The sequence below is a fragment of the Streptomyces sediminimaris genome (assembly GCF_047049295.1).
In the GTDB taxonomy this organism is placed as follows: Bacteria; Actinomycetota; Actinomycetes; order Streptomycetales; family Streptomycetaceae; genus Streptomyces; species Streptomyces sediminimaris.
In genome coordinates this window covers 3,945,846-3,966,261 of the sequence record NZ_JBJWOT010000001.1, presented here as the reverse complement: position 1 = coordinate 3,966,261, position 20,416 = coordinate 3,945,846, and the positions used below count along the sequence as shown (strand labels likewise).

The following is a 20,416-nucleotide window of genomic DNA, read 5'->3' as shown; positions in this document are numbered from 1 at the left end:
GATCGGAAGGGCACCATGCCTTCATCTGTCATGCCCACATCCAGGCGGGCCGACGGTCCGCAGTCGCCCGCCGCCGTCTCCGCCGCCGGTCTGCGCAAGTCGTACGGCGACAAGACCGTGCTCGACGGCATCGATCTGCACATCCCGGCCGGGAGCGTGTTCGCCCTGCTCGGACCCAACGGCGCCGGCAAGACCACCACCGTGCAGATCCTGTCCACGCTCATCGCCGCCGACGGCGGCCGGGCCCAGGTGGCCGGGCACGATGTCGCCACCTCACCGGACGGCGTACGATCCGCGATCGGCGTCACCGGGCAGTTCTCCGCCGTCGACGGACTGATCACCGGCGAGGAGAACATGCTCCTCATGGCGGACCTGCACCACCTCTCCAGGCGCGAGGGGCGGCGGGTCACCGGCGAGCTGCTGGAGCGGTTCGAGCTCACGGAGGCCGCGAAAAGGCCGGCCTCCACCTACTCCGGCGGCATGAAGCGCCGCCTCGACATCGCCATGACGCTGGTCGGCGACCCGCGGATCATCTTCCTCGACGAACCGACCACCGGCCTGGACCCGCGTGCCCGCCACAACATGTGGCAGATCATCCGCGACCTCGTCACGGGCGGCGTCACCGTCTTCCTCACCACCCAGTACCTGGACGAGGCCGACGAACTCGCCGACCGCATCGCGGTGCTCCACGACGGCAGGATCGCCGCCGAGGGCAGCGCCGAGGAACTGAAGCGGCTGATCCCCGGCGGACACGTCCGGCTCCGCTTCACCGACCCGGCCGCCTACCAGCGCGCGGCGGCCGGGCTGCGCGAGGGCATCACCCTCCCCCGTGCCCGGCTCCGTTCGAGCGGGGGGACGCCCGTCGACGAGGCCCTGGCCCTGCACATCCCCAGCGACGGCAGCCAGCGCGAGCTGCGCTCCCTCCTCGACTGGCTCGACTCGCTCGGCATCGAGGCGGACGAGCTGACCGTGCACACCCCCGACCTCGACGACGTGTTCTTCGCCCTGACCGCCGCGGCCGCGCCCGGCCGGCCCGACCAGCCCAAGGAGACCGCCCGATGAGCACCCCCCTGGCGCCTGCCCGCGCGACCCGCCTCCCCCTCGCCGTACGCGACAGCGCCACGATGCTGCGGCGCAACCTCCTGCACGCCCGGCGCTACCCGTCCATGACGCTGAACCTGCTGCTCACGCCGGTCATGCTGCTGCTCCTCTTCGTCTACATCTTCGGCGACACCATGAGCGCGGGCATGAGCGCGGGCATGAGCGCGGGCGCGGGCGGCGCCGACCGCTCCGCGTACATCGCCTATCTGGTCCCCGGCCTGCTGCTGATGACCGTCGGCAGCACCACGATCGGCACCGCGGTCTCCGTCGCCACGGACATGACCGAGGGCATCATCGCCCGCTTCCGTACGATGCCGATCCACCGCGGGTCGGTGCTCGTCGGACACGTCGTCGGCAGTGTGCTGCAGTGCGTGCTCAGCGTCGTCCTCGTAGGAGCCGTCGCGGTGGCCATCGGCTTCCGCTCCACGAACGCCACCGCCCTGGAGTGGCTCGCGGCGTTCGGGCTGCTCGTGCTCTTCGCCACGGCGCTGACCTGGGTCGCGGTCGGCATGGGCCTGTCCAGCCCGAACGCCGAGGCGGCCAGCAACAGCGCGATGCCGCTGATCTTCCTGCCGCTCATCTCCAGCACCTTCGTGCCGGTCGACGCGATGCCGGGCTGGTTCCGGCCGATCGCCGAGTACCAGCCGTTCACCCCGGCCATCGAGACCCTCCGGGGACTGCTGCTGGGGACCGGGATCGGGCACAACGGCTGGCTGGCCCTCACCTGGTGCCTGGGCCTGGCCGTGCTCGGCTACTTCTGGTCCAAGTCCCTGTTCGACCGGACCACCAAGCGCTGAGGCCCGGCCCGGCAACCGACAGCGCCGCGCCACTCGTACGGGTCGCACCACGCGGCCGTACGAGTGGTGTGGCGCACTATTGCAAGCATCTGCTTGCAATAGTTAGCGAGCGGGTGCAAGGTGGAGGTATGGCATCGCTCAACGTCGGCAACCTCGGCGAATACCTCCGCGAGCAGCGGCGCTCCGCGCAGCTGTCGCTCAGGCAGCTCGCCGATGCCGCCGGGGTGTCCAATCCGTATCTGAGCCAGATCGAGCGCGGGCTGCGCAAGCCGAGCGCGGAGGTGCTGCAGCAGGTCGCCAAGGCGCTGCGGATCTCCGCCGAGACGCTGTACGTGCGCGCCGGCATCCTCGACGCCGAGCGGGGCGGGGAGGAGCGCCTCCGGGAAGGCGCGACGCGCGCCGTCATCCTGGCCGATCCCACGCTGAACGAGCGGCAGAAGCAGGTGCTGCTCCAGATCTACGAGTCCTTCCGCAAGGAGAACGGATTCGGGAGCGGCCCGGGCGACGCGGAGAGCGATCAGGCCCCGGTGGACGGCGCGGTGGTCCTGACCGCCGAGCCCGGCCCGGATCCGACCGCGGACCAGGACGCCGGGGAGGCCGACGGGAAGGGTGCCGGGACGGACGCCCGGGAGAGCGGCACCGCCATACGCCGCACCCGCAAGACCCGTACGGCCGGCGGGCGAAAGCCCGCCACGCGCCGCACCCGCCCGTCCGACGGCAGCGACGCCGAACCGCAGGAACCGCACGAATCGCAGGCACCGCAGGACCCGCAAGAACCGCACGACCCGCAGCGGCCCGCCGGCTGACCACCGGCCCCGGCTGCCGCGGGAACCCAAAACCCTCAGCTGCAAGTGAACCGGGAGGACCATCACCATGGCCATCACCGAAGACCTCCGCAAGACCCTCAGCGACCCGACGCCGCTCTACTTCGCCGCCGGCACCGCCGACCTGGCCCTTCAGCAGGCCAAGAAGGTGCCCGGCCTGGTGGAGCAGCTGCGCACCGAGGCCCCGGCCCGCTTCGAGGCCGTCCGCAACACCGACCCCAAGGCCGTCCAGGAGAAGGCACAGGCCCGCGTCAAGGAGACGCAGGCGCGCGTCCGGGAGACGCAGGAGTCCCTCCAGACCAAGGTCACCGAGTTCTTCGCGACCCTCGACGGCGACATCAAGAAGCTCGGCACCACCATCGACACCGACCTCAAGAAGCTGGGTGAGTCCGCGCAGGACATCGCGCTGCGCGGTGTCGGCGTCGCAGCCGAGTACGCCGTCAAGGCCCGGGAGACCTACGAGAAGGTCGCCGAGCACGGCGAGCAGGCCGTGAAGTCCTGGCGCGGCGAGGCCGCCGAGGGCATCGAGTCCGTGGCCGAGGAGGTCGAGGAGCTCGCCGTCGCCGTCGAGCCCAAGGCCGAGCCGGTCGAGGACAAGGGCGGGGCCAGGCCCGCCGAGGCGAAGGCCGAGCCCGCCGCGAAGAAGCCGGCCGCCGCCAAGAAGGCGCCGGCGCGCAAGACCACCACCGCGAAGAAGACCACGCCGCCCGCGAAGTGACACGGACGGGTGATCGGTGACGGGTCGGGCACTCCTGGAGGGCCCGGCCCGTTCCCCATACAGCGGCGCCACCGGAACGGGTACGGTGACCGCGTAGGAACAAGCCGAGTCTGGTGGTGGACGTAGTGCTGATGCAGGGGTTCGCAGGCTTCATGTGGCTGCTGAGCATGGCCCTGATCGTTTTCAGCGGCTTCGCGCTGATCGACGCCGCCACGCGCCGTGAGGACGGCTACCGCGCGGCCGGCAAGCAGAGCAAGCCGTTCTGGCTGATCGTCCTCGGGATCGCCTTCGCGGTGAACCTGATCTTCAACATCCTGTCGTTCCTGCCGGTGATAGGACTCATCGCGACGATCGTGTACATGGTCGACGTCCGTCCCGCCCTGCGCGGCCTGCCGGGCGGCGGCCGCAACCGCCGGGGCTCCAGCAGCGACGGCCCGTACGGCCCGTACAACGGCGGCCGCTGAAGCGTCCGGGCCCGCCGGTTCGGCATCGGGTCTCGGCCGTCTCCGCGTCCGCGTCCGGGCCCGCCGGTTCGGCATCGGGTCTCGGCCGTCTCCGCGTCCGCGTCCGGGCCCGCCCGGTTCCGCTCAGGCTTCCCGGTCCAGCAGCAGCACCGCCACGTCGTCCGTCAGCTCGCCGCCGTTGAGTTCGCGCACCTCGTTCACGGCCGCCCGCAGCAGCTCCTCGCCGCGCAGGCCGTCGGCGAGCTGGCGTCGCACCATCTCCACCATGCCGTCCTGACCGAGCCGCTCCCTGCCCACGCCGATCCGGCCCTCGATCAGGCCGTCGGTGTAGAGCATCAGGGTCCACTCACGCCCGAGATCCACCTGCATGCGCGGCCACCGTGCGCCCGGCAGCAGGCCGAGCGCGGGCCCGTTGTTGTCGTACGGCAGCAGCTGCGCGGGCCGTCCCGGACGGGCGATCAGCGGGGACGGGTGCCCGGCCAGACACAGGCCGGCGCTGCGGCCGTCCGGCGAGATGTCCACCGTGCACAGTGTCGCGAAGATCTCCTCGTCGGCGCGTTCGTGCTCCAGGACCTGCTGCAGGGTTCCCAGCAGCTGGTCGCCGCACAGGCCCGCCAGCGTCAGCGCGCGCCAGGCGATGCGCAGTTCCACGCCGAGCGCCGCCTCGTCCGGACCGTGCCCGCAGACGTCGCCGATCATGGCGTGCACGGTCCCGTCCGGGGTGCGTACGACGTCGTAGAAGTCACCGCCGAGCAGCGCACGGGAGCGCCCCGGGCGGTAGCGGGCGGCGAACCGCAGGGTGGAGCCCTCCAGCAGCGGCGTCGGCAGCAGTCCGCGCTCCAGGCGGCGGTTCTCCTGCGCGCGCACCCGGCCCTCGGCGAGCCGCCGTTCGGCCGAGTCGGAACGTTTCCTCTCCACGGCGTAACGAATGGCCCGGCTCAGCAGCCGGGCGTCCAGCTCGTCGCGGAAGAGGTAGTCCTGGGCGCCGACGCGGACCGCCTCGGCGCCGCGCTCGGCGTCGCCGGAGGCGGTGAGGGCGAGGACGGCGTGCCGGGGCGCGAGTTCCAGCACGTGCCGCAGCACGGCGAGCTCGTCCTCGTCGGCGCCGCGGCCCGGGGCCGGCAGCGCCAGGTCCAGCAGGATGCAGTGGACGTCATCGGTCAGCAGCCGCTCGGCCTCCGTGAGGTTGCGGGCCGTGCGCACGCGGATGGGCCGGCCGACCGCGTCCTGCAGTTCGGGTACGACCGCTGAGCCGCCGGGATCGTCCTCGATCAGCAGCAGCGTCAGGTTGGTGTTCGCGGTGTTGTTGTCGACCGTTGCTTCCTTGCGCGGAGTCTCGTCCTTGGAGGTGCCGCCTTGCTGCACGGCTGGAGCCTGACCACTCTCCGCGGCCGGGATCGCTCTCTGCCGCGGTATGGGTGCGGGCATCGTCTTGAGTTCCTTCCCTCCCCCCGAGGGCGTGGTGGGGCGAGAGATCTCGATCCACCGACGGGGACCATAGCGGGTGCTGGTGCGGTAAAGGAATGGTGTGAGCCACGCCGCTTGGCGACGCGCCAGCGTCATATGCCGCGATCCGTACCGCAGTTGGACAGGAGAGCCCGTCGGCGGGGATGACGAACGTCACGTCCGCCGTGGGTTTGCCGGGCTGTTCGCGTGCGCTGGGTCACGTGAGCCGCCTCTCACGCGTCGGGCCGCACCACCCCGAGGATCGGCATCGACCCCGCGCCCGTGATCGTCACGGTCCGTCCGGGCCGGGGGGCGTGCACGATCGCCCCGTCGCCGATGTACATCCCGACATGGGTGGCGTCGGGGAAGTAGATGACCAGGTCGCCGGGGCGCATGTCCTTCACGGCGATGTGCTTGAGCTGCTTCCACTGCTCCTGCGACGTGCGCGGAATGGCGTGCCCGGCGTCCGCCCAGGCCTGCGAGGTGAGCCCGGAGCAGTCGTAGGTGTCCGGTCCCTCGGCACCCCATTCGTACGGCTTCCCGATCTGGGCGGTGGCGTAGGCGACCGCCTTCTTGCCCTGCGCGGACGCCTTGCCCTTGATCTCGCCGAGGATCCCGGAGCCGAGCCAGACGGTCTGGGCCTTGAGGGCGGCCTCCTCCTCCAGCTTGGCGAGGCGCTCCTTCTCCTTCTTCGCCAGCCGGGCCTGGAGCTCCTCGGCGGCCGCGATCTGCTTCTTGATCTTCTTGCGGGCGGCGTCCTTCGCCCTGCGGTTGGCCTCCAGCTCCTTCCACCGGGCGGAGGCGTCCCTGGCGTACTGCGCCAAGTCCTGCTGCGTGCGGGTCAGTTCCTCGATCAGGCCCCTGGCGGCGCGCTCGCCCTGCAGGGTGCGGTCCGCGCCGTCGAGGAACTCCTGCGGGTCGTCGCTGAGCAGCAGCCGGGCCTCGTCGGGCAGTCCGCCGGTGCGGTACTGGGCGGCGGCCGCCGCCCCCGCCCGCTTCTTCAGCCGGTCCAGCTTCTTCTGGCCCTCGACGATCTTCTTCGCCAGGTCGACGATGGCTGCGGACTGCTTGTCGGCCTTCTCCTGGGCGGCGTTGTAGGAGTCCGTGGCGAGCGCGGCGTCGTGGTAGAGCTTGTCGAGTTTCTTCCGGACGGCCTCAAGGTGCTTGTCCGGCGGGGGAGTGGCGGAAGCCGACGGGGTGGGGGTCGGCCGGGGTGCGGCGAAGGCCGTGCCCGGCACGGCCAGCACGGTGACCGCGCAGACCACGGTCACGGCCGTCGCGATCAGGCCGCGCTTGCCCGAACCCATACCGCTACCCCCGAACTGATTTACCGTCAGTAACTTACGGATGCCTGGGGGATCGTGCCACGACCGGGCGCAAAACGACAGAGTGCGTCACCCTCCGGATTCCCCTCTCCCTCCTCGCGGCGACGATCTCCCTGTCCACGCGGCGACGATCTTCCCGTCCGTAAGGTGACGATCACCCCGTCCACGCGGCGGCGATTTTCCCGCACGATCTCCTCGCCTCTGTGACGAACGGCTCATCAGGAACGTTCCCCGCAGGCCAGCCTGGCTCCGCTGGTCAGCCGCGAGGCGCCAAGGCGCCCCACCGCACCGTCACTTCACCCTGCCGCCACCGCACCGGCCCGTCGGTCAGCGGCCAGTCGCCCGCGAGGTCCCCGGCGGCCCGCACCCAGCGCTGCCGTGCGCCGTAGGCGGCGTAGGGCGCGGCGGCGGCCCACGCGCGGTCGAAGTCACGCAGGAAGGCGTGCACGGCTTCACCGGGCACATTGCGGTGGATGAGAGCCTTGGGCAGCCGTTCCGCGAGATCGGACGGCCGCTGGAGAGAGCCCAGCCGGGTGGCGAAGGTGACGGTCCGCGGACCCTCCGGTCCGAGCGCGACCCACACGTGCCGCCGCCCGATCTCGTCACAGGTCCCCTCGACCAGCAGCCCCCGGGGTGCGAGCCGCGCGCACAGCCGCTCCCAGACGCCGGCGACCTCGGCCTCGTCGTACTGCCGGAGCACGTTGGCGGCCCGGATCAGCGAGGGCCGCCCGGCGAGCGGGATCTCGAACCCGCCGTGCACGAACACGAGCCCGTCCCGTTCGTAGGACCTGGCCGCGGCCACCCGCGCGGGGTCGATCTCCACCCCCGCCACGCGAACCCGGGGCGCGACCGCCCTGAGGCGCTGCAGGAGTTCCACGGCGGTCCAGGGAGCGGCCCCGTACCCGAGGTCGACGGCGACGGGGTCATCGGCCCGCCGCAACGCCGCGCCCTGCACGGCGGCGATCCACCGGTCCATCCGCCGCAGCCGATTGGGGTTGGTGGTCCCGCGCGTGACCGTGCCCACGGGGCGGCGGGTGGCGCGGGATGTCATGCGTACGAGGGTATGCGGCGCCGAGGAACCGCAGGCACCGACCGTACGCGGGCTCACGGCCACCCGCCGCGCCCGCATCAGCCACCACATACGGCATCAGCCACCACGCATGACATCAGCCACCACGCATGGCGTCAGCCACCACGTATGGCATCAGCCATCACGCGTCAGCATCAGCCATCACGTTCGCATCAGTCGCCACGTTTACACCAATTATCACACTTGCATCAGCCGTCACGCTTACATCAGCCGTACTGCTTCCATCAGCCGCCACACTTGCATCAGCCACCCCCCCCACGCACCCAGCCACCGAACAGTTGAGCGACACCCGGTAATGCCTGGGCAAAATTAGCCGCGGCCGGAATGGGAACCCGCTCCTCCGCTGTTGCCCTCCTCGGAGGGAGCCCCACACCCCCCTGCCCGGCATGCCCGCACAAGGAGGAACGCCACGTGAGCCAGTACGTCAGCAGGCTCGGGCGTCGCTCGCAGGCAACGCCCCCGCGGCTCAGGCTCCACCGCCGCCCCCGCCGCGTGGCGATGCTCAGCGTGCACACCTCTCCCCTGCACCAGCCCGGCACCGGCGACGCGGGCGGCATGAACGTCTACATCGTCGAGCTCGCGCAGCGTCTCGCCGCGATCAACATCGAGGTCGAGATCTTCACGCGCGCGACCGCCGCCGTCCTCCCCCCGACCGTGGAACTCGCCCCCGGCGTCCTCGTCAGGCACGTCGACGCCGGCCCCTACGAGGGCCTGGCCAAGGAGGAGCTCCCCGCCCAGCTCTGCGCCTTCACGCACGGCGTGATGCAGGCGTGGGCCGGCCACCGCCCCGGCCACTACGACCTCGTCCACTCCCACTACTGGCTCTCCGGCCACGTCGGCTGGCTCGCGGCCCAGCGCTGGGGCGCCCCCCTCGTCCACGCCATGCACACCATGGCCAAGGTCAAGAACGCCAACCTCGCCGACGGCGACACCCCCGAGCCCGCCGCCCGCGTCATCGGCGAGACCCAGATCGTGGGAGCGGCGGACCGCCTCATCGCCAACACCGACGAAGAGGCCGACGAACTCGTACGCCACTACTGCGCCGACCCCGCCAAGGTCGCCGTCGTCCACCCCGGCGTGAACCTCGACCGCTTCCGCCCCGCCGACGGCCGTGCCGCCGCACGCGCCCGCCTCGGCCTGCCGCAGGACGCCCTGATCCCGCTCTTCGCGGGCCGCATCCAGCCGCTCAAGGCACCCGACATCCTGCTGCGCGCGGTCGCCGCCCTGCTCGACCGGCGCCCCGAGCTGCGCTCCCGCGTCCTGGTCCCCGTGGTCGGCGGTCCCAGCGGCAGCGGTCTCGCCAAGCCCGAGGGCCTGCAGAAGCTCGCCGCCCGCCTCGGCATCGCGGACGTCGTACGCTTCCACCCGCCCGTCGGCCAGGAGCAGCTCGCGGACTGGTTCCGGGCGGCCTCCGTCCTGGTCATGCCCTCGTACAGCGAGTCCTTCGGACTGGTCGCCATCGAGGCGCAGGCGGCCGGCACCCCCGTGCTCGCGGCCGCGGTCGGCGGGCTCCCGGTCGCGGTCCACGACCGGCGGACCGGCTTCCTCGTACGTGGCCACAACCCCGCCGACTACGCGCGCGTGCTCGGCGACTTCGCCGACGACCCGTCCCTGCCCGCCCGTATGGGCGCGGCGGCCGCCCACCACGCGCAGTCCTTCGGCTGGGACACGGCGGCCGCCGCGACGGCGGACGCCTACACGGCCGCGATCCAGGCACACCGCCGTCGCGTACCCTCCCACCATGGCTGATGCACAGAACGCGGCCCAGGTGATCGAAGGCGTGCTGAAGGACGCCGAACTGGAGTGGGAGAGCCCGGCGGACGGCAACTACGTCGTGCAGCTCCCCGGCACCCGCAAGCTGAAGACGACCGTCTCCCTCCTCGTGGGCCGCCACTCCCTCTCCCTCAACGCCTTCGTCATCCGCCACCCCGACGAGAACGAACCCGGCGTCCACCGCTGGCTCCTGGAGCGCAACCTCAAGCTGTACGGCGTCAGTTACGCGGTCGACCGCCTCGGCGACATCTACGTCACCGCCCGCCTCCCCCTGTCCTCCGTCACCCCGGACGAGATCGACCGTCTGCTCGGCCAGGTCCTGGAGGCGGCGGACGGCAGCTTCAACACCCTCCTGGAACTCGGCTTCGCCTCCGCGATCCGCAAGGAGTACGCGTGGCGGGTGGCCCGCGGCGAATCGACCCGCAACCTCGAGGCGTTCACTCACCTGACCCAACGCCCGGCCGACTGAACCCCGGGATGGCGGGTCAGCCGCGTGCCGTGCGCGAGTAGTGCCCCGGCGTGACCCCCACCAGCTTCCGGAAGTGCCGGGTGAGGTGGGACTGGTCGAAGAACCCCGTGGCGGAGGCCACCTCACCCGCCGGACGCCCTTCGAGGAGAAGCCGGCGGGCACGCTCGACGCGCCGTGAGTTCAGGTACTGGTGCGGCGCGATGCCGTAGGCGGTGCTGAACGCCCGTACCAGATGGGCGGGATGGGCGTGGACGAGCGCCGCGGCCTGCTCCAGCGTGAGCCCGTCGACGACGTGCTCGTCGAGGAGTTCGCGCAACCGGCGCGCGAGCGCGGGGTCGGCCCGGGACAGGCCGGAGACCTCACGCGGCCGCAGATGCGTGCGCAGCCGCTCGCCGATGAGCGTCAGCCTGCTCTCGGCCTCCAGTTCGTCCCCGGCCCGCGCGAGCGCGGCGTGCAACTGGCCCACACGCGTCCGCAGCACCGGGTCGCGCAGGTCGGGCCGGTCCACGGCGGCCCCGATCAGGTCGTCGGAGACGCGCGTGGCGTCGAGGTACAGGACCCGCTTGCGGAAGCCGTACGGCGTGGCGGGGGAGCCGTTGTGCGGGACGTGCGGCGGCAGCAGCGTGACCGTGTCGTGCGGAGTGCCGTGCTCGTGCCGCTCGAGGTCGTACCGTACGGCTCCGTCGTCCACGATGAGCAGCGTCCACGCGTCGTGGACGTGCATCGGGTAGGCGTACTCGGTGAAGTGGGCGTGGAAGACCTCGACGACGCCGGACACGCGGGGCCGCCAGGCGGACACTTCCGGCTGCGGGGCCATGCAAAGAACGTACAAGACGGGGCCGCGGGCCGGTCGGCAGTCTCGGAGTATGAGCGACGACGCACCCATCCGTTTCGACACCAAGATCGCCGTCCTGCTGCGCGAGGACCTGGAGACCTGGCAGCGTCTCAACGTCACCGCGTTCCTGGTCAGCGGCCTGGGCAGCCAGGTCCCCGAGGTGGTCGGCGATCCCTACGAGGACGCGGACGGCGTCCGGTACCTGCCGATGTTCCGCCAGCCCGTGCTGGTCTTCGAGGGTACGAAGGAGACGCTGAGGTCCGCCCACACCAAGGCCCTCTCCCGCGCCCTCCCGCGCTCCCTGTTCACCTCCGACCTGTTCAGCACCGGCAACGACCGCGACAACCGGGCGGCGGTACGGGCCGTGGGGACGGACGGGCTCGACCTGGTGGGGCTGGCGGTGTACGGACCGAAGAACGCGGTGGACAAGGTGATCAAGGGCGCACGGATGCACCCGTGAGACGGGCACCACGGCACCGGCCCCGGCGGGCCGGACGGGGAACGGGTGCCGGCGGCATCGGGGGCGCCTCCGTGCCACGGCGCCGCGGTCCGCTTCCGTGCCATGGCGCCGCGGTCTGCTTCCGTGCCATGGCGCCGCGGTCCGCTTCCGTGCCACGGCGTGGTCGGCTGCTCCATGCCACCACGCCGCTGGCGGGCCCGTGCCGCCCGTACCGCCGGCTTGGACCAGCCGGCGGACCCGTGCCGCCCACGCCGTCGGCGGACCCCTGCCGCCCGCGCCACCCGCGGCGCCGGGCGGACCCTTACCGCCTACGCACCCGCGACGCCGGCGCGAATCCGCACAGGGCTCAGTTGGCGGAGACCTCCGCGTCTCAGTTCGCGGAGACCTCCGCCGCGTCGGCGGTGGCGGCCGGCACCGCGGTCGACGTCCCCGTCGGCGGGAGCCGTCGCATCAGCGCCCCGTATCCGGCGGCCGCCACCATGCCGACGGCCGCGCACAGCCCCCACAGCCACTCGGCCCCGAACCGGTCGATGACCAGGCCGGACATGAGCGGAGCGACCAGCGCGGCGAGGGACCAGGAAAGGGTGTACACGCCCTGGTAGCGGCCGCGGCCTTGCACCGGCGAGAGCCGGACGACCAGACTGGTCTGCGTCGGCGCGTTGACGATCTCGGCGAGGGTCCACAGGCAGACGGTGAGCGCGAAGACCCCGACCGACCCGGCGAAGGCGGTGAGCCCGAAGCCGTACCCGGCGAGCAGCGAGGAGACCACGAGCAGCCGACGCGGGTCCCGGCGTTCGATGAGCCGTGTGACGGGGATCTGCAGGACGACGATGATGACGCCGTTGAGGGCGATCGCCATGCCGTAGTCGGCGGGCGTGAACCCGGCCTCGCCCATCGCGACCGGCAGACCGAGCGACCCCTGCTGGAAGACGAGCGCGACGAGGAAGGACAGGCCGACGACGCCCATGTAGCGCCCGTCGCGCAGGACCGTCCCGAGCCCGACCTCCTCCTCCTCCGTGGCCTTCCCGGTCGCCGTCCGCTGCGGCCGTGACTCGGGCAGCTTGAGGAAGACCAGGACCGCGCAGACGGCCGTCATGCCTGCCTCGAGCAGGAACCCGGCGCGATAGCTGAACTCGGCGATGAAGCCCGCGGACATGGAGGAGACGGCGAAGCCGAGGTTGATGGCCCAGTAGTTCAGGGAGAAGGCCCGCACCCGGTCCTCGGGCCGCACGATGTCGGCCAGCATCGCCTGCACGGCGGGCCGTGAGGCGTTGCCGGCCATGCCCACCAGGAACGCGACCGCGGCGATGGCGACCGGGTCCTGCATGAAGCCGAGCAGGGCGACCGAGGCGGCGGTGGCGGACTGGGCGATCAGCAGGGTGGGCCGGCGGCCGAGCCGGTCGGTCATCACGCCGGCGCCCAGGGAGGAGGCGACGCCGCCGAGCCCGTGCAGGGAGGCGACGAGCCCGGCGTACGAGGCGGAGTAGCCCCGGTCGATCGTCAGGTACAGCGCCATGAAGGTGGCGACGAACGCCCCGAGCCGGTTGACCAGCGTGCTGGTCCACAGCCACCAGAACTCGCGGGGGAGCCCGGAGACGCTCTCCCGGGCGGCACGTCTCAGACTGGCGACGGACATCAGGATCCCCCACGGCACGGCAAGACGGTGTGTAAGTGCCCCACTTGGCAGGCACAACTTACAAAGCCGCCGTCCTCACCGGCCAGTCAATTAACGAGTCCCGCGATCTGTCCGGCTGATGGGCGGGCCTGCTGCGGCCCGAATGCGTGGATTACGCTCTGGGGCATGGCCGACGCACCGTACAAGCTGATCCTCCTCCGCCACGGCGAGAGCGAGTGGAACGCGAAGAACCTGTTCACCGGCTGGGTGGACGTCAATCTCAACGAGAAGGGCGAGAAGGAGGCGGTCCGCGGCGGTGAGCTGCTGAAGGACGCCGGCCTGCTCCCCGACGTGGTGCACACGTCCTTGCAGAAGCGCGCCATCCGCACCGCGCAGCTCGCGCTGGAGGCCGCCGACCGCCACTGGATCCCGGTCCATCGCAGCTGGCGCCTGAACGAGCGCCACTACGGCGCCCTCCAGGGCAAGGACAAGGCGCAGACCCTCGCCGAGTTCGGCGAGGAGCAGTTCATGCTGTGGCGTCGTTCCTACGACACCCCGCCGCCCCCGCTGGCCGACGGCGCCGAGTTCTCCCAGTCGGACGACCCGCGCTACGCCTCCGTCCCCCCGGAGCTGCGTCCCCGCACGGAGTGCCTGAAGGACGTCGTCATCCGCATGCTGCCGTACTGGTACGACGGCATCGTCCCCGACCTCCTCACCGGCCGCACGGTCCTCGTCGCCGCCCACGGCAACAGCCTGCGCGCCCTGGTCAAGCACCTGGACGGCATCTCGGACGCGGACATCGCGGGCCTGAACATCCCGACGGGCATCCCCCTCGTCTACGAACTCGACGCGGACTTCAAGCCGGTCACCCCGGGCGGCAAGTACCTCGACCCCGAGGCGGCGGCAGCAGCGATCGAGGCGGTCAAGAACCAGGGCAAGAAGAAGTAAGCCGGAACGATCAAGCCCCCTGCCTGCGGACTCCCCGCGAGTAGGGGGCTCGTTGCCGTTCTGGGGCCGTCTGTGGCCTGTTGCTTTTCCGCGTGCGTTCGGATGGCCGGAGATGAGTACGGCCCGGGGGTGGCCAAGATCGGGTAAAGGGGCATCCGCGCAACTGTTCGCCTTTCTGCAGTTGATCTAGCCTCGCTTCAGCTCCAGCGGACAGCCGACTGGATGTGACAGGCCGTGCTCGTCGGCGATCCCGTGCCCTCGGCGGCCAGGGGGGAGCGCACCCGATGGGCCGCAGACAACCGGTCGTGGCGTCCGCCGTCCTGGCGGTCCTGCTCGGCAGCCTCGGCACCGGCACGGCTCACGCGGACACCGGTACCGCGCTGTACGTCGACGATCTCGCCGCCGACTGCAGTGACACCGGCCCCGGTTCGCAGACGGAGCCCTTCTGCCAGATCCAGCCGGCCGCGCGGGCCGCGACCCCCGGCGAGACCGTTCACATCGCGGGCAACACGACCGCCTACGCGCCGGTGACCATAGCGGCCTCGGGTACCGCGGACGCGCCCATCACGTTCGTCGCCGCACCCGGCACCGGCACCGCCGTCACCGTGCTGGGCAAGCAGACGGCGGCCGTCACCTTCTCCGGCGCCCAGTACGTCGACATGGCCGGGATCCACGCCTCGGCGAGCGGGGCCAGCGCCCTTGCCGTCACGGATTCGCGGCACATCACCTACCGCGTCGCCACGGCCAGGACCGGTGCCACCACCGCGACCACTCCGGTGATCGCGGTCGACGGTGCCTCCTCCGGCATCACGCTCACCCGTGACCTGGTCCTCACCTCGTCGGGTCTCGGCTTCGCCAGCTCGGCCGGAACGCGGGACATCACCCTCGCCGACGACCGTTTCAGCGCGGACATGGGCGGCGGCATCTCGGCCGTCGGCACCACGGGCATCCACCTCGCCGGCGACACCGTCTCGACGCTCTGCGGAAACGCCATCAGGCTGACCGGCGGCAGCTCCGGGTCGGTGGAGAACACCGTCGCGATGCCCGGCGGGCCCACCACCTGCTCCGACACCGGCACACCGGCCGAGATCACGGTGGACGCCGCCTCCGCCGGCCAGGTCACCGAGGACTACAACGCGGTCAACCCGCTGTCGACCGGCACCGACTACGACTGGGCCGGCACCGCGTACGGAACCAGGCAGGCACTCCGGGCAGGCACCGGGCAGGGCGCCCACGACCTCGACCAGACAGATGTGACCATCCCCGTGGGCGGGGAGCCGGCAGAGCACTCACCGCTCATCGACTCCGCCGACGCGGGCGCCCCCGGAGAACTCTCCACGGACTACTACGGCCGCCCCAGGGTCGACGACCCCCTGGTCGCCGGCACCGGCACGGGTGACAGCTCCTACGACCGGGGGGCCCAGGAGTTCCAGGACCCGTTCGCGGTGAGCGGGGTCGAGATGAGTCCCTACCGCACGACCGGCTACGTCGGTGTTCCCACCACCGCCACGGCACAGATCAGCAATCCGTGGTCGGACTCGCTCGACGGCTTCACGTACACCTTCGACTTCGGAGACGGCACCGCCACCGCCACCTCCACCAGCGGCTCGGCCACGCACACCTACACCCAGGCCACCGGAAGCAGCTACGACCAGGTCCTGGTGCTGGCGGACAAGGCCGACGGCACGCGGGCCGGCGCCGCCGACGTACCGTACCGGGTCGAGCCGCCACCGGCCCTCACCTCGACCGTCCGCTGTGCGAGCAGCCCCTCGGCTCCGGACACCGCCCACTGCTCCTACGAAATCGGCTTCGATCCCTACCCGATCACGAGTGACCGGATCACTTTCGGTGACGGGTCGTCGGCCGTCTCCCCCAGCGCCCTCAGCGACACGGTCAAGCACACCTACGCGGCCCCCGGCACGTACACCGTGACGCAGAAGATCACCGACGCCGGCGGGCGGACCGCCACCACGACCGGCCGGGCCAGGGTCGGCGCGGCCTTCGTCACCATGAGCTCCGAGCGTCTGCTGGACACCCGGTACGGGACGGGCGCGCCCAGGCGGCCCGTGGGCCCCGGCGGTGTGGTCCGGCTGAAGGTCCTCGGTGTGGGCGGCGTCCCGGCGTCCGGGGTGACGGCGGTGGCGCTGAACGTCACGGACACCGACGCCACCTCCACCAGCTATGTGACGGCCTATCCGGACGGCACCACCCGCCCGAACGCCTCGAACCTCAACTTCCACGCCGGGCAGGACAATCCGAACCTGGTCACCGTCCCGGTGGGCGCCGACGGCTACGTCGACCTCTACAACGCGCACGGCGATGTGAACCTCATCGCCGACCTGGTGGGCTACTACACCATCACACCCAGCAGTAACGACCCGTACCCCTCCGACCTGGCCACGGTGACCCCGACCCGGGTGCTGGACACCCGCTACGGCATCGGCGCGCCCAAGGGCAAGGCCGGGCCCGGCAGCACCACAACGGTGACCCTGCCGAAGTACGCCCGGGGTGAGGCGACCGTCGGCGCCGTGCTCAACGTCACCGTGACCGGCGAGACCAGCAGCGGCTACGTCACCGTCGACTGTGCCGGTACCACTCCGCCGAAGACCTCCACCCTCAACTACCGGACCGGGCAGACCGCGTCGAACCTGGCCGTCCCCTGTGTCGGCGCCGGCATGTTCCACATCTACAACAGCTCCGGGCACGTGCACCTGATCGCCGATCTCCAAGGGGTGTTCACCAACGGCGACTCGCTCGACGACCCCGTCGCCCCGTCCGGCAGTCCGTTCGTGGGGACCAGGCCCACCCGTTTCCTCGACACCCGCGTCGGTCTGGGCGCGGCCGACAAGCCCCTGGGCGCGGGCGGCACCCTCACCGTGAAGGTCGCCGGTGTCGACGGTGTCCCGGTCGGTGCCGACGCGGTGCTGGTCAACCTCACGGGCGTCGCCCCGACCGTCAACACCCACCTGACCGCCTACGGCGACGGCAGCCTGCCGAACGTGTCCAACGACAATCTGATCGCCGGCCGGACCCGCCCGGTTCTGGCCGTGGTCCCGGTCGGCGCCGACGGCTGCGTCCGCATCCACAACGCGCTCGGATCGGTCGACGTCATCGCCGACCTGGAGGGGTACTACGGCTGACCGGCCCGGTCCTGTGAGTTCGACGCGAGCGAAGGCGTAGGGCCCCGGTGATCGCACCGGGGCCCTACGCCGACGTACACGGTCGTCACACGGTCGTCGGGCAGCGGTCGCGGCCGGCTGCCGTCAACCGCACTGACAGGGACTTCCCGACTGGCACCCGCAGCCGCAGCCCGAGCCGCAGCCGCACGCGCCGAAGAGCGGGAGGCTCTTGATCTCGGCGGGCTGTTCCGTCTCGCGCTCCTGCGTCGGGTCGGGCGGGGTGGGGGCTTCGGCCATGCGTCCTCCTGGAGACCTGGCGACCTGGTGACCTGGCGGCCCAGAGGCTGGTGCCTCTGTTCATTGCATGCCCGCTTCGCCGGGCGCATCAACGGCGCACAGTGGCGCCCACACGCCCTGCCCCTCCGGCTCACGCCCCCTCGGCGCCCGCGACCGGCTGGATCTCCGGCTGGATGTCGCCCTGGAGGTCGTCCGCGTGCTCGCCCGTCACCAGGAACACCACACGCTTGGCGACGGCCACCGCGTGGTCGGCGTACCGCTCGTAGTAACGGCCGAGGAGGGTGACGTCCACCGCCGTCTCGATGCCGTGCTTCCAGCGGTCGTCCAGCAGGTGCTGGAAGAGGGTGCGGTGCAGCTGGTCCATCTCGTCGTCGTCCTGCTCCAGCTGCATCGCCAGGTCGACGTCCTTGGTGACGATCACCTCGGCGGCCTTCGCCATCAGGCGCTGCGCGAGCTGGCCCATCTCCAGGATGGTGGCGTGCAGGTCGTGCGGGATCGCGCGCTCCGGGAAACGGAGGCGGGCGAGCTTCGCGACGTGCTGGGCCAGGTCGCCGGAGCGCTCCAGGTCGGCCGACATACGGAGCGAGGTGACGACGATGCGCAGGTCCGTGGCCACCGGCTGCTGGCGGGCGAGCAGGGCTATCGCCCTCGCCTCCAGGTCGTGCTGGAGCTCGTCGACCTTCTTGTCGCCCTCGATCACGCTCTCGGCCAGCTTGAGGTCGGAGTCGAGGATGGCGGTCGTGGCGCGCCCGATCGCCGACCCGACGAGCCGGGCCATGTCCACCAGACCGTCGCCGATCGAGTCAAGTTCCTCGTGGTACGCGTCCCGCATCAGGGATCCCTCTCTCACGTGTTCTTCGGGGCTGCCGGGGCAGGGGCGGGGGCCCGCGTCCGTCGTCCAACAACCGGCGCTTCGCCCCCACGCTCCCACGTTCCGGCTCGTACGCGTCGTTTTCCGCCACCCCAAATGAACCGGTACTGGCTCCAAGGTGAACTCTGGGCGACGAGTGTTCGAGGTCGCACCCGGACGGCTGTGGGGATGTCCGACGCCATGCCTAACCTGGACGCATGGACGTGAACGCGGCGGTCGCCGCAGCGGCGGCGATCGCCGGGGTGCTCACCGGTGTGATCGCCATGCTGGCGTTCCGCTGGAGCGAGCGGGAGCAGAAGCGTCCCACGCGTACCTCCCTGCACACCGACCCGGTCCTTCCCCCGGGTGTGGACACCGTCCTCTCCGTGCTCCGGTCGTCGGCCGTCGTCCTCGACGAGGCCGACGCCGTCGTCAAGGCCAGCTCCGCGGCGTACGCCCTGGGACTGGTCCGCGGTGGCCGGCTCTCGGTCGAGCCGATGCTCCAGATGGCCAGGGACACCCGGCGGGACGGGGAGATACGCCAGGTCGAGCTGGATCTGCCGCGCCGGGGGACCGGGCGCGGCGAGGCACTCGCCGTCTCCGCGCGCGTGGCGCCCCTCGGCTCCCGGCTGGTGCTCCTGCTGGTCGAGGACCTCACCGAGGCCCGCCGCATCGAGGCGGTACGGCGCGACTTCGTCGCGAACGTCAGCCATGAGCTGAAGACCCCGGTCGGCGCGCTGTCCCTGCTGTCCGAGGCCGTCATGGACGCCGCCGACGACCCCGAGGCGGTCGAGCGCTTCGCCGGCCGTATGCAGATCGAGGCCACGCGGCTCACCAACCTGGTGCAGGAGCTGATCGACCTCTCCCGGGTGCAGAACGACGACCCTCTGGAGGACGCCGAGCCCGTCCGCGTGGACGAACTGGTCGCCGAGGCGATCGACCGCTGCCGGCACCAGGCCGGCGCCAAGCAGATCACCATGGCCGCCTCGATAGGAGGGCCCGCGGGGCCTTCGAACGAGGGGGGCGGCGGGCGCCGGGCGGTCACCGCCGACCTGCACGTCTGGGGCAACCGGGGCCAGCTGGCCGCCGCCCTCGGCAACCTGGTCGAGAACGCCGTCAACTACAGCCCGGCCCGCACCCGGGTGGGCATAGCCGCCCGCCGGGTGACGGCGCCCGGCGGAGACCACATCGAGGTCGCCGTGACCGACCAGGGCATCGGCATCTCGGACAAGGACAAGGAGCGCATCTTCGAGCGCTTCTACCGCGTCGACCCCGCTCGCTCCCGTGCCACCGGCGGTACGGGCCTGGGGCTGGCGATCGTCAAGCACGTGGCCGCCTCGCACGGCGGGGAGGTCACGGTGTGGAGCTCGGAGGGTCAGGGCTCCACGTTCACCCTGAGGCTGCCGGAGGCGGGGGTCGCCCGCGACCGCGCGCACCAACACCCAGACCCGGACGATCTCGACGACGAGGCCGGCCGCATCACCCCCCAGTCATCCCCGTACGAACCGCTTCCCGCCCCGGAGGTCCTTCCGTGACCCGAGTGCTTGTCGTCGAGGACGAGGAGTCCTTCTCCGACGCCCTGTCGTACATGCTCCGCAAGGAGGGCTTCGAGGTCGCCGTCGCGACCACGGGCCCCGACGGACTCGACGAGTTCGAGCGCAACGGCGCCGACCTCGTCCTCCTCGACCTGATGCTGCCGGGACTGCCCGGCACGGAGGTGTGCCGCCAGCTGCGCGGCCGCTCCAACGTTCCCGTGATCATGGTGACCGCCAAGGACAGCGAGATCGACAAGGTCGTCGGTCTCGAGATAGGAGCCGACGACTACGTCACCAAGCCGTTCTCCTCGCGTGAGCTGGTCGCCCGTATCCGGGCCGTCCTGCGCCGCCGCGGGGAGCCGGAGGAGGTGACCCCGGCGGCCCTGGAGGCCGGCCCGGTCCGCATGGACGTCGACCGCCACGTGGTCACGGTCTCCGGTTCCAAGGTCGACCTCCCGCTCAAGGAGTTCGACCTGCTGGAGATGCTGCTGCGCAACGCCGGCCGTGTGCTGACCCGTATGCAGCTCATCGACCGGGTCTGGGGCGCCGACTACGTCGGGGACACCAAGACCCTCGACGTCCACGTCAAGCGTCTGCGCGCCAAGATCGAGCCGGACCCGGGCGCCCCGCGCTACCTGGTCACGGTCCGCGGCCTCGGCTACAAGTTCGAACCGTAGACAGCCGCGGGCGCACCGCGGCCCGGCCCGTACGAACGCCGAAGGGCGGGACCTCCCCGGGAGGACCCGCCCT

The 20,416-nt window shown here is 71.5% G+C and carries 19 protein-coding genes; 12 read left to right on the top strand and 7 right to left on the bottom strand.

What is annotated here, in order from left to right:
* The first annotated feature begins 30 nt into the window (after positions 1 to 30).
* From ACJ9NR_RS18290 to ACJ9NR_RS18270, 5 genes are all read left to right on the top strand, one after another.
* Positions 31 to 1,062: an ATP-binding cassette domain-containing protein gene (locus ACJ9NR_RS18290; RefSeq protein ID WP_412488643.1), complete on the top strand. Its 1,032-nt coding sequence runs from the start codon at positions 31 to 33 to the stop codon at positions 1,060 to 1,062.
* Positions 1,059 to 1,898 (top strand): ABC transporter permease, encoded by an 840-nt coding sequence (locus ACJ9NR_RS18285; RefSeq protein ID WP_412488642.1) that lies wholly within the window; start codon positions 1,059 to 1,061, stop codon positions 1,896 to 1,898. The genes ACJ9NR_RS18290 and ACJ9NR_RS18285 overlap by 4 nt, the downstream gene beginning before the upstream one ends.
* A gap of 128 nt (positions 1,899 to 2,026) precedes the next feature.
* Positions 2,027 to 2,704, top strand: coding sequence for a helix-turn-helix domain-containing protein (locus tag ACJ9NR_RS18280; RefSeq protein WP_412488641.1), 678 nt, complete (start codon positions 2,027 to 2,029; stop codon positions 2,702 to 2,704).
* 67 nt (positions 2,705 to 2,771) lie between these two features.
* Complete coding sequence (locus ACJ9NR_RS18275; RefSeq protein WP_412488640.1) at positions 2,772 to 3,440, top strand: hypothetical protein; 669 nt, start codon at positions 2,772 to 2,774, stop codon at positions 3,438 to 3,440.
* A 131-nt stretch (positions 3,441 to 3,571) separates the two neighbouring features.
* Positions 3,572 to 3,904 (top strand): DUF2516 family protein, encoded by a 333-nt coding sequence (locus tag ACJ9NR_RS18270; protein WP_412488639.1) that lies wholly within the window; start codon positions 3,572 to 3,574, stop codon positions 3,902 to 3,904.
* Positions 3,905 to 4,027: 123 nt separating this feature from the next.
* Here the strand turns inward: ACJ9NR_RS18270 and ACJ9NR_RS18265 are convergent, their stop codons facing one another.
* The 3 genes from ACJ9NR_RS18265 to ACJ9NR_RS18255 all read right to left on the bottom strand — a co-directional run bounded on the left by ACJ9NR_RS18265 (position 4,028) and on the right by ACJ9NR_RS18255 (position 7,726).
* Positions 4,028 to 5,332 carry a PP2C family protein-serine/threonine phosphatase gene (locus ACJ9NR_RS18265; RefSeq protein WP_412488638.1) on the bottom strand — a complete coding sequence of 435 codons (1,305 nt, stop codon included), beginning with the start codon at positions 5,330 to 5,332 and terminating at the stop codon, positions 4,028 to 4,030.
* Positions 5,333 to 5,583: 251 nt separating this feature from the next.
* Positions 5,584 to 6,657, bottom strand: coding sequence for a C40 family peptidase (locus ACJ9NR_RS18260; protein ID WP_412488637.1), 1,074 nt, complete (start codon positions 6,655 to 6,657; stop codon positions 5,584 to 5,586).
* A gap of 274 nt (positions 6,658 to 6,931) precedes the next feature.
* Positions 6,932 to 7,726: a class I SAM-dependent methyltransferase gene (locus tag ACJ9NR_RS18255; RefSeq protein ID WP_412488636.1), complete on the bottom strand. Its 795-nt coding sequence runs from the start codon at positions 7,724 to 7,726 to the stop codon at positions 6,932 to 6,934.
* Positions 7,727 to 8,176: 450 nt separating this feature from the next.
* Between ACJ9NR_RS18255 and mshA the strand changes: the two genes are divergently transcribed.
* Positions 8,177 to 9,514 carry a D-inositol-3-phosphate glycosyltransferase gene (mshA, locus tag ACJ9NR_RS18250; RefSeq protein WP_412488635.1) on the top strand — a complete coding sequence of 446 codons (1,338 nt, stop codon included), beginning with the start codon at positions 8,177 to 8,179 and terminating at the stop codon, positions 9,512 to 9,514.
* Positions 9,507 to 10,007, top strand: a complete 501-nt coding sequence (locus ACJ9NR_RS18245; RefSeq protein ID WP_412488634.1) for a type III secretion system chaperone family protein — start codon at positions 9,507 to 9,509, stop codon at positions 10,005 to 10,007. The genes mshA and ACJ9NR_RS18245 overlap by 8 nt, the downstream gene beginning before the upstream one ends.
* A gap of 16 nt (positions 10,008 to 10,023) precedes the next feature.
* On the opposite strand, the gene ACJ9NR_RS18240 is transcribed toward ACJ9NR_RS18245, so the two are convergent.
* Positions 10,024 to 10,824 carry a helix-turn-helix transcriptional regulator gene (locus ACJ9NR_RS18240; protein WP_412488633.1) on the bottom strand — a complete coding sequence of 267 codons (801 nt, stop codon included), beginning with the start codon at positions 10,822 to 10,824 and terminating at the stop codon, positions 10,024 to 10,026.
* A 49-nt stretch (positions 10,825 to 10,873) separates the two neighbouring features.
* On the opposite strand from ACJ9NR_RS18240, the gene ACJ9NR_RS18235 reads away from it, so the two are divergent.
* Complete coding sequence (locus ACJ9NR_RS18235) at positions 10,874 to 11,302, top strand: DUF2000 family protein (RefSeq protein WP_412488632.1); 429 nt, start codon at positions 10,874 to 10,876, stop codon at positions 11,300 to 11,302.
* Between the two features lie 370 nt (positions 11,303 to 11,672).
* On the opposite strand, the gene ACJ9NR_RS18230 is transcribed toward ACJ9NR_RS18235, so the two are convergent.
* On the bottom strand, positions 11,673 to 12,938 hold the full coding sequence (locus tag ACJ9NR_RS18230; RefSeq protein ID WP_412488631.1) for an MDR family MFS transporter: 1,266 nt from the start codon (positions 12,936 to 12,938) through the stop codon (positions 11,673 to 11,675).
* Between the two features lie 165 nt (positions 12,939 to 13,103).
* Here ACJ9NR_RS18230 and ACJ9NR_RS18225 point away from each other — a divergent pair, with 165 nt between their 5' ends.
* Both ACJ9NR_RS18225 and ACJ9NR_RS18220 read left to right on the top strand, forming a co-directional pair.
* A complete protein-coding gene (locus ACJ9NR_RS18225; protein ID WP_412488630.1) occupies positions 13,104 to 13,865 on the top strand; it encodes a phosphoglyceromutase in 762 nt (253 codons plus the stop codon).
* 284 nt (positions 13,866 to 14,149) lie between these two features.
* Positions 14,150 to 17,005, top strand: coding sequence for a PKD domain-containing protein (locus ACJ9NR_RS18220; RefSeq protein WP_412488629.1), 2,856 nt, complete (start codon positions 14,150 to 14,152; stop codon positions 17,003 to 17,005).
* A 123-nt stretch (positions 17,006 to 17,128) separates the two neighbouring features.
* Here ACJ9NR_RS18220 and ACJ9NR_RS18215 read toward each other — a convergent pair whose 3' ends face one another.
* Positions 17,129 to 17,281, bottom strand: a complete 153-nt coding sequence (locus ACJ9NR_RS18215; protein ID WP_412488628.1) for a hypothetical protein — start codon at positions 17,279 to 17,281, stop codon at positions 17,129 to 17,131.
* 130 nt (positions 17,282 to 17,411) lie between these two features.
* Positions 17,412 to 18,113, bottom strand: coding sequence for a phosphate signaling complex protein PhoU (gene phoU / locus ACJ9NR_RS18210; RefSeq protein ID WP_412488627.1), 702 nt, complete (start codon positions 18,111 to 18,113; stop codon positions 17,412 to 17,414).
* A 236-nt stretch (positions 18,114 to 18,349) separates the two neighbouring features.
* Between phoU and phoR the strand changes: the two genes are divergently transcribed.
* A complete protein-coding gene (gene phoR / locus ACJ9NR_RS18205) occupies positions 18,350 to 19,666 on the top strand; it encodes a two-component system sensor histidine kinase PhoR (RefSeq protein WP_412488626.1) in 1,317 nt (438 codons plus the stop codon).
* Between the two features lie 5 nt (positions 19,667 to 19,671).
* Complete coding sequence (gene phoP, locus ACJ9NR_RS18200; RefSeq protein ID WP_004000192.1) at positions 19,672 to 20,343, top strand: two-component system response regulator PhoP; 672 nt, start codon at positions 19,672 to 19,674, stop codon at positions 20,341 to 20,343.
* Positions 20,344 to 20,416: the final 73 nt, after the last annotated feature.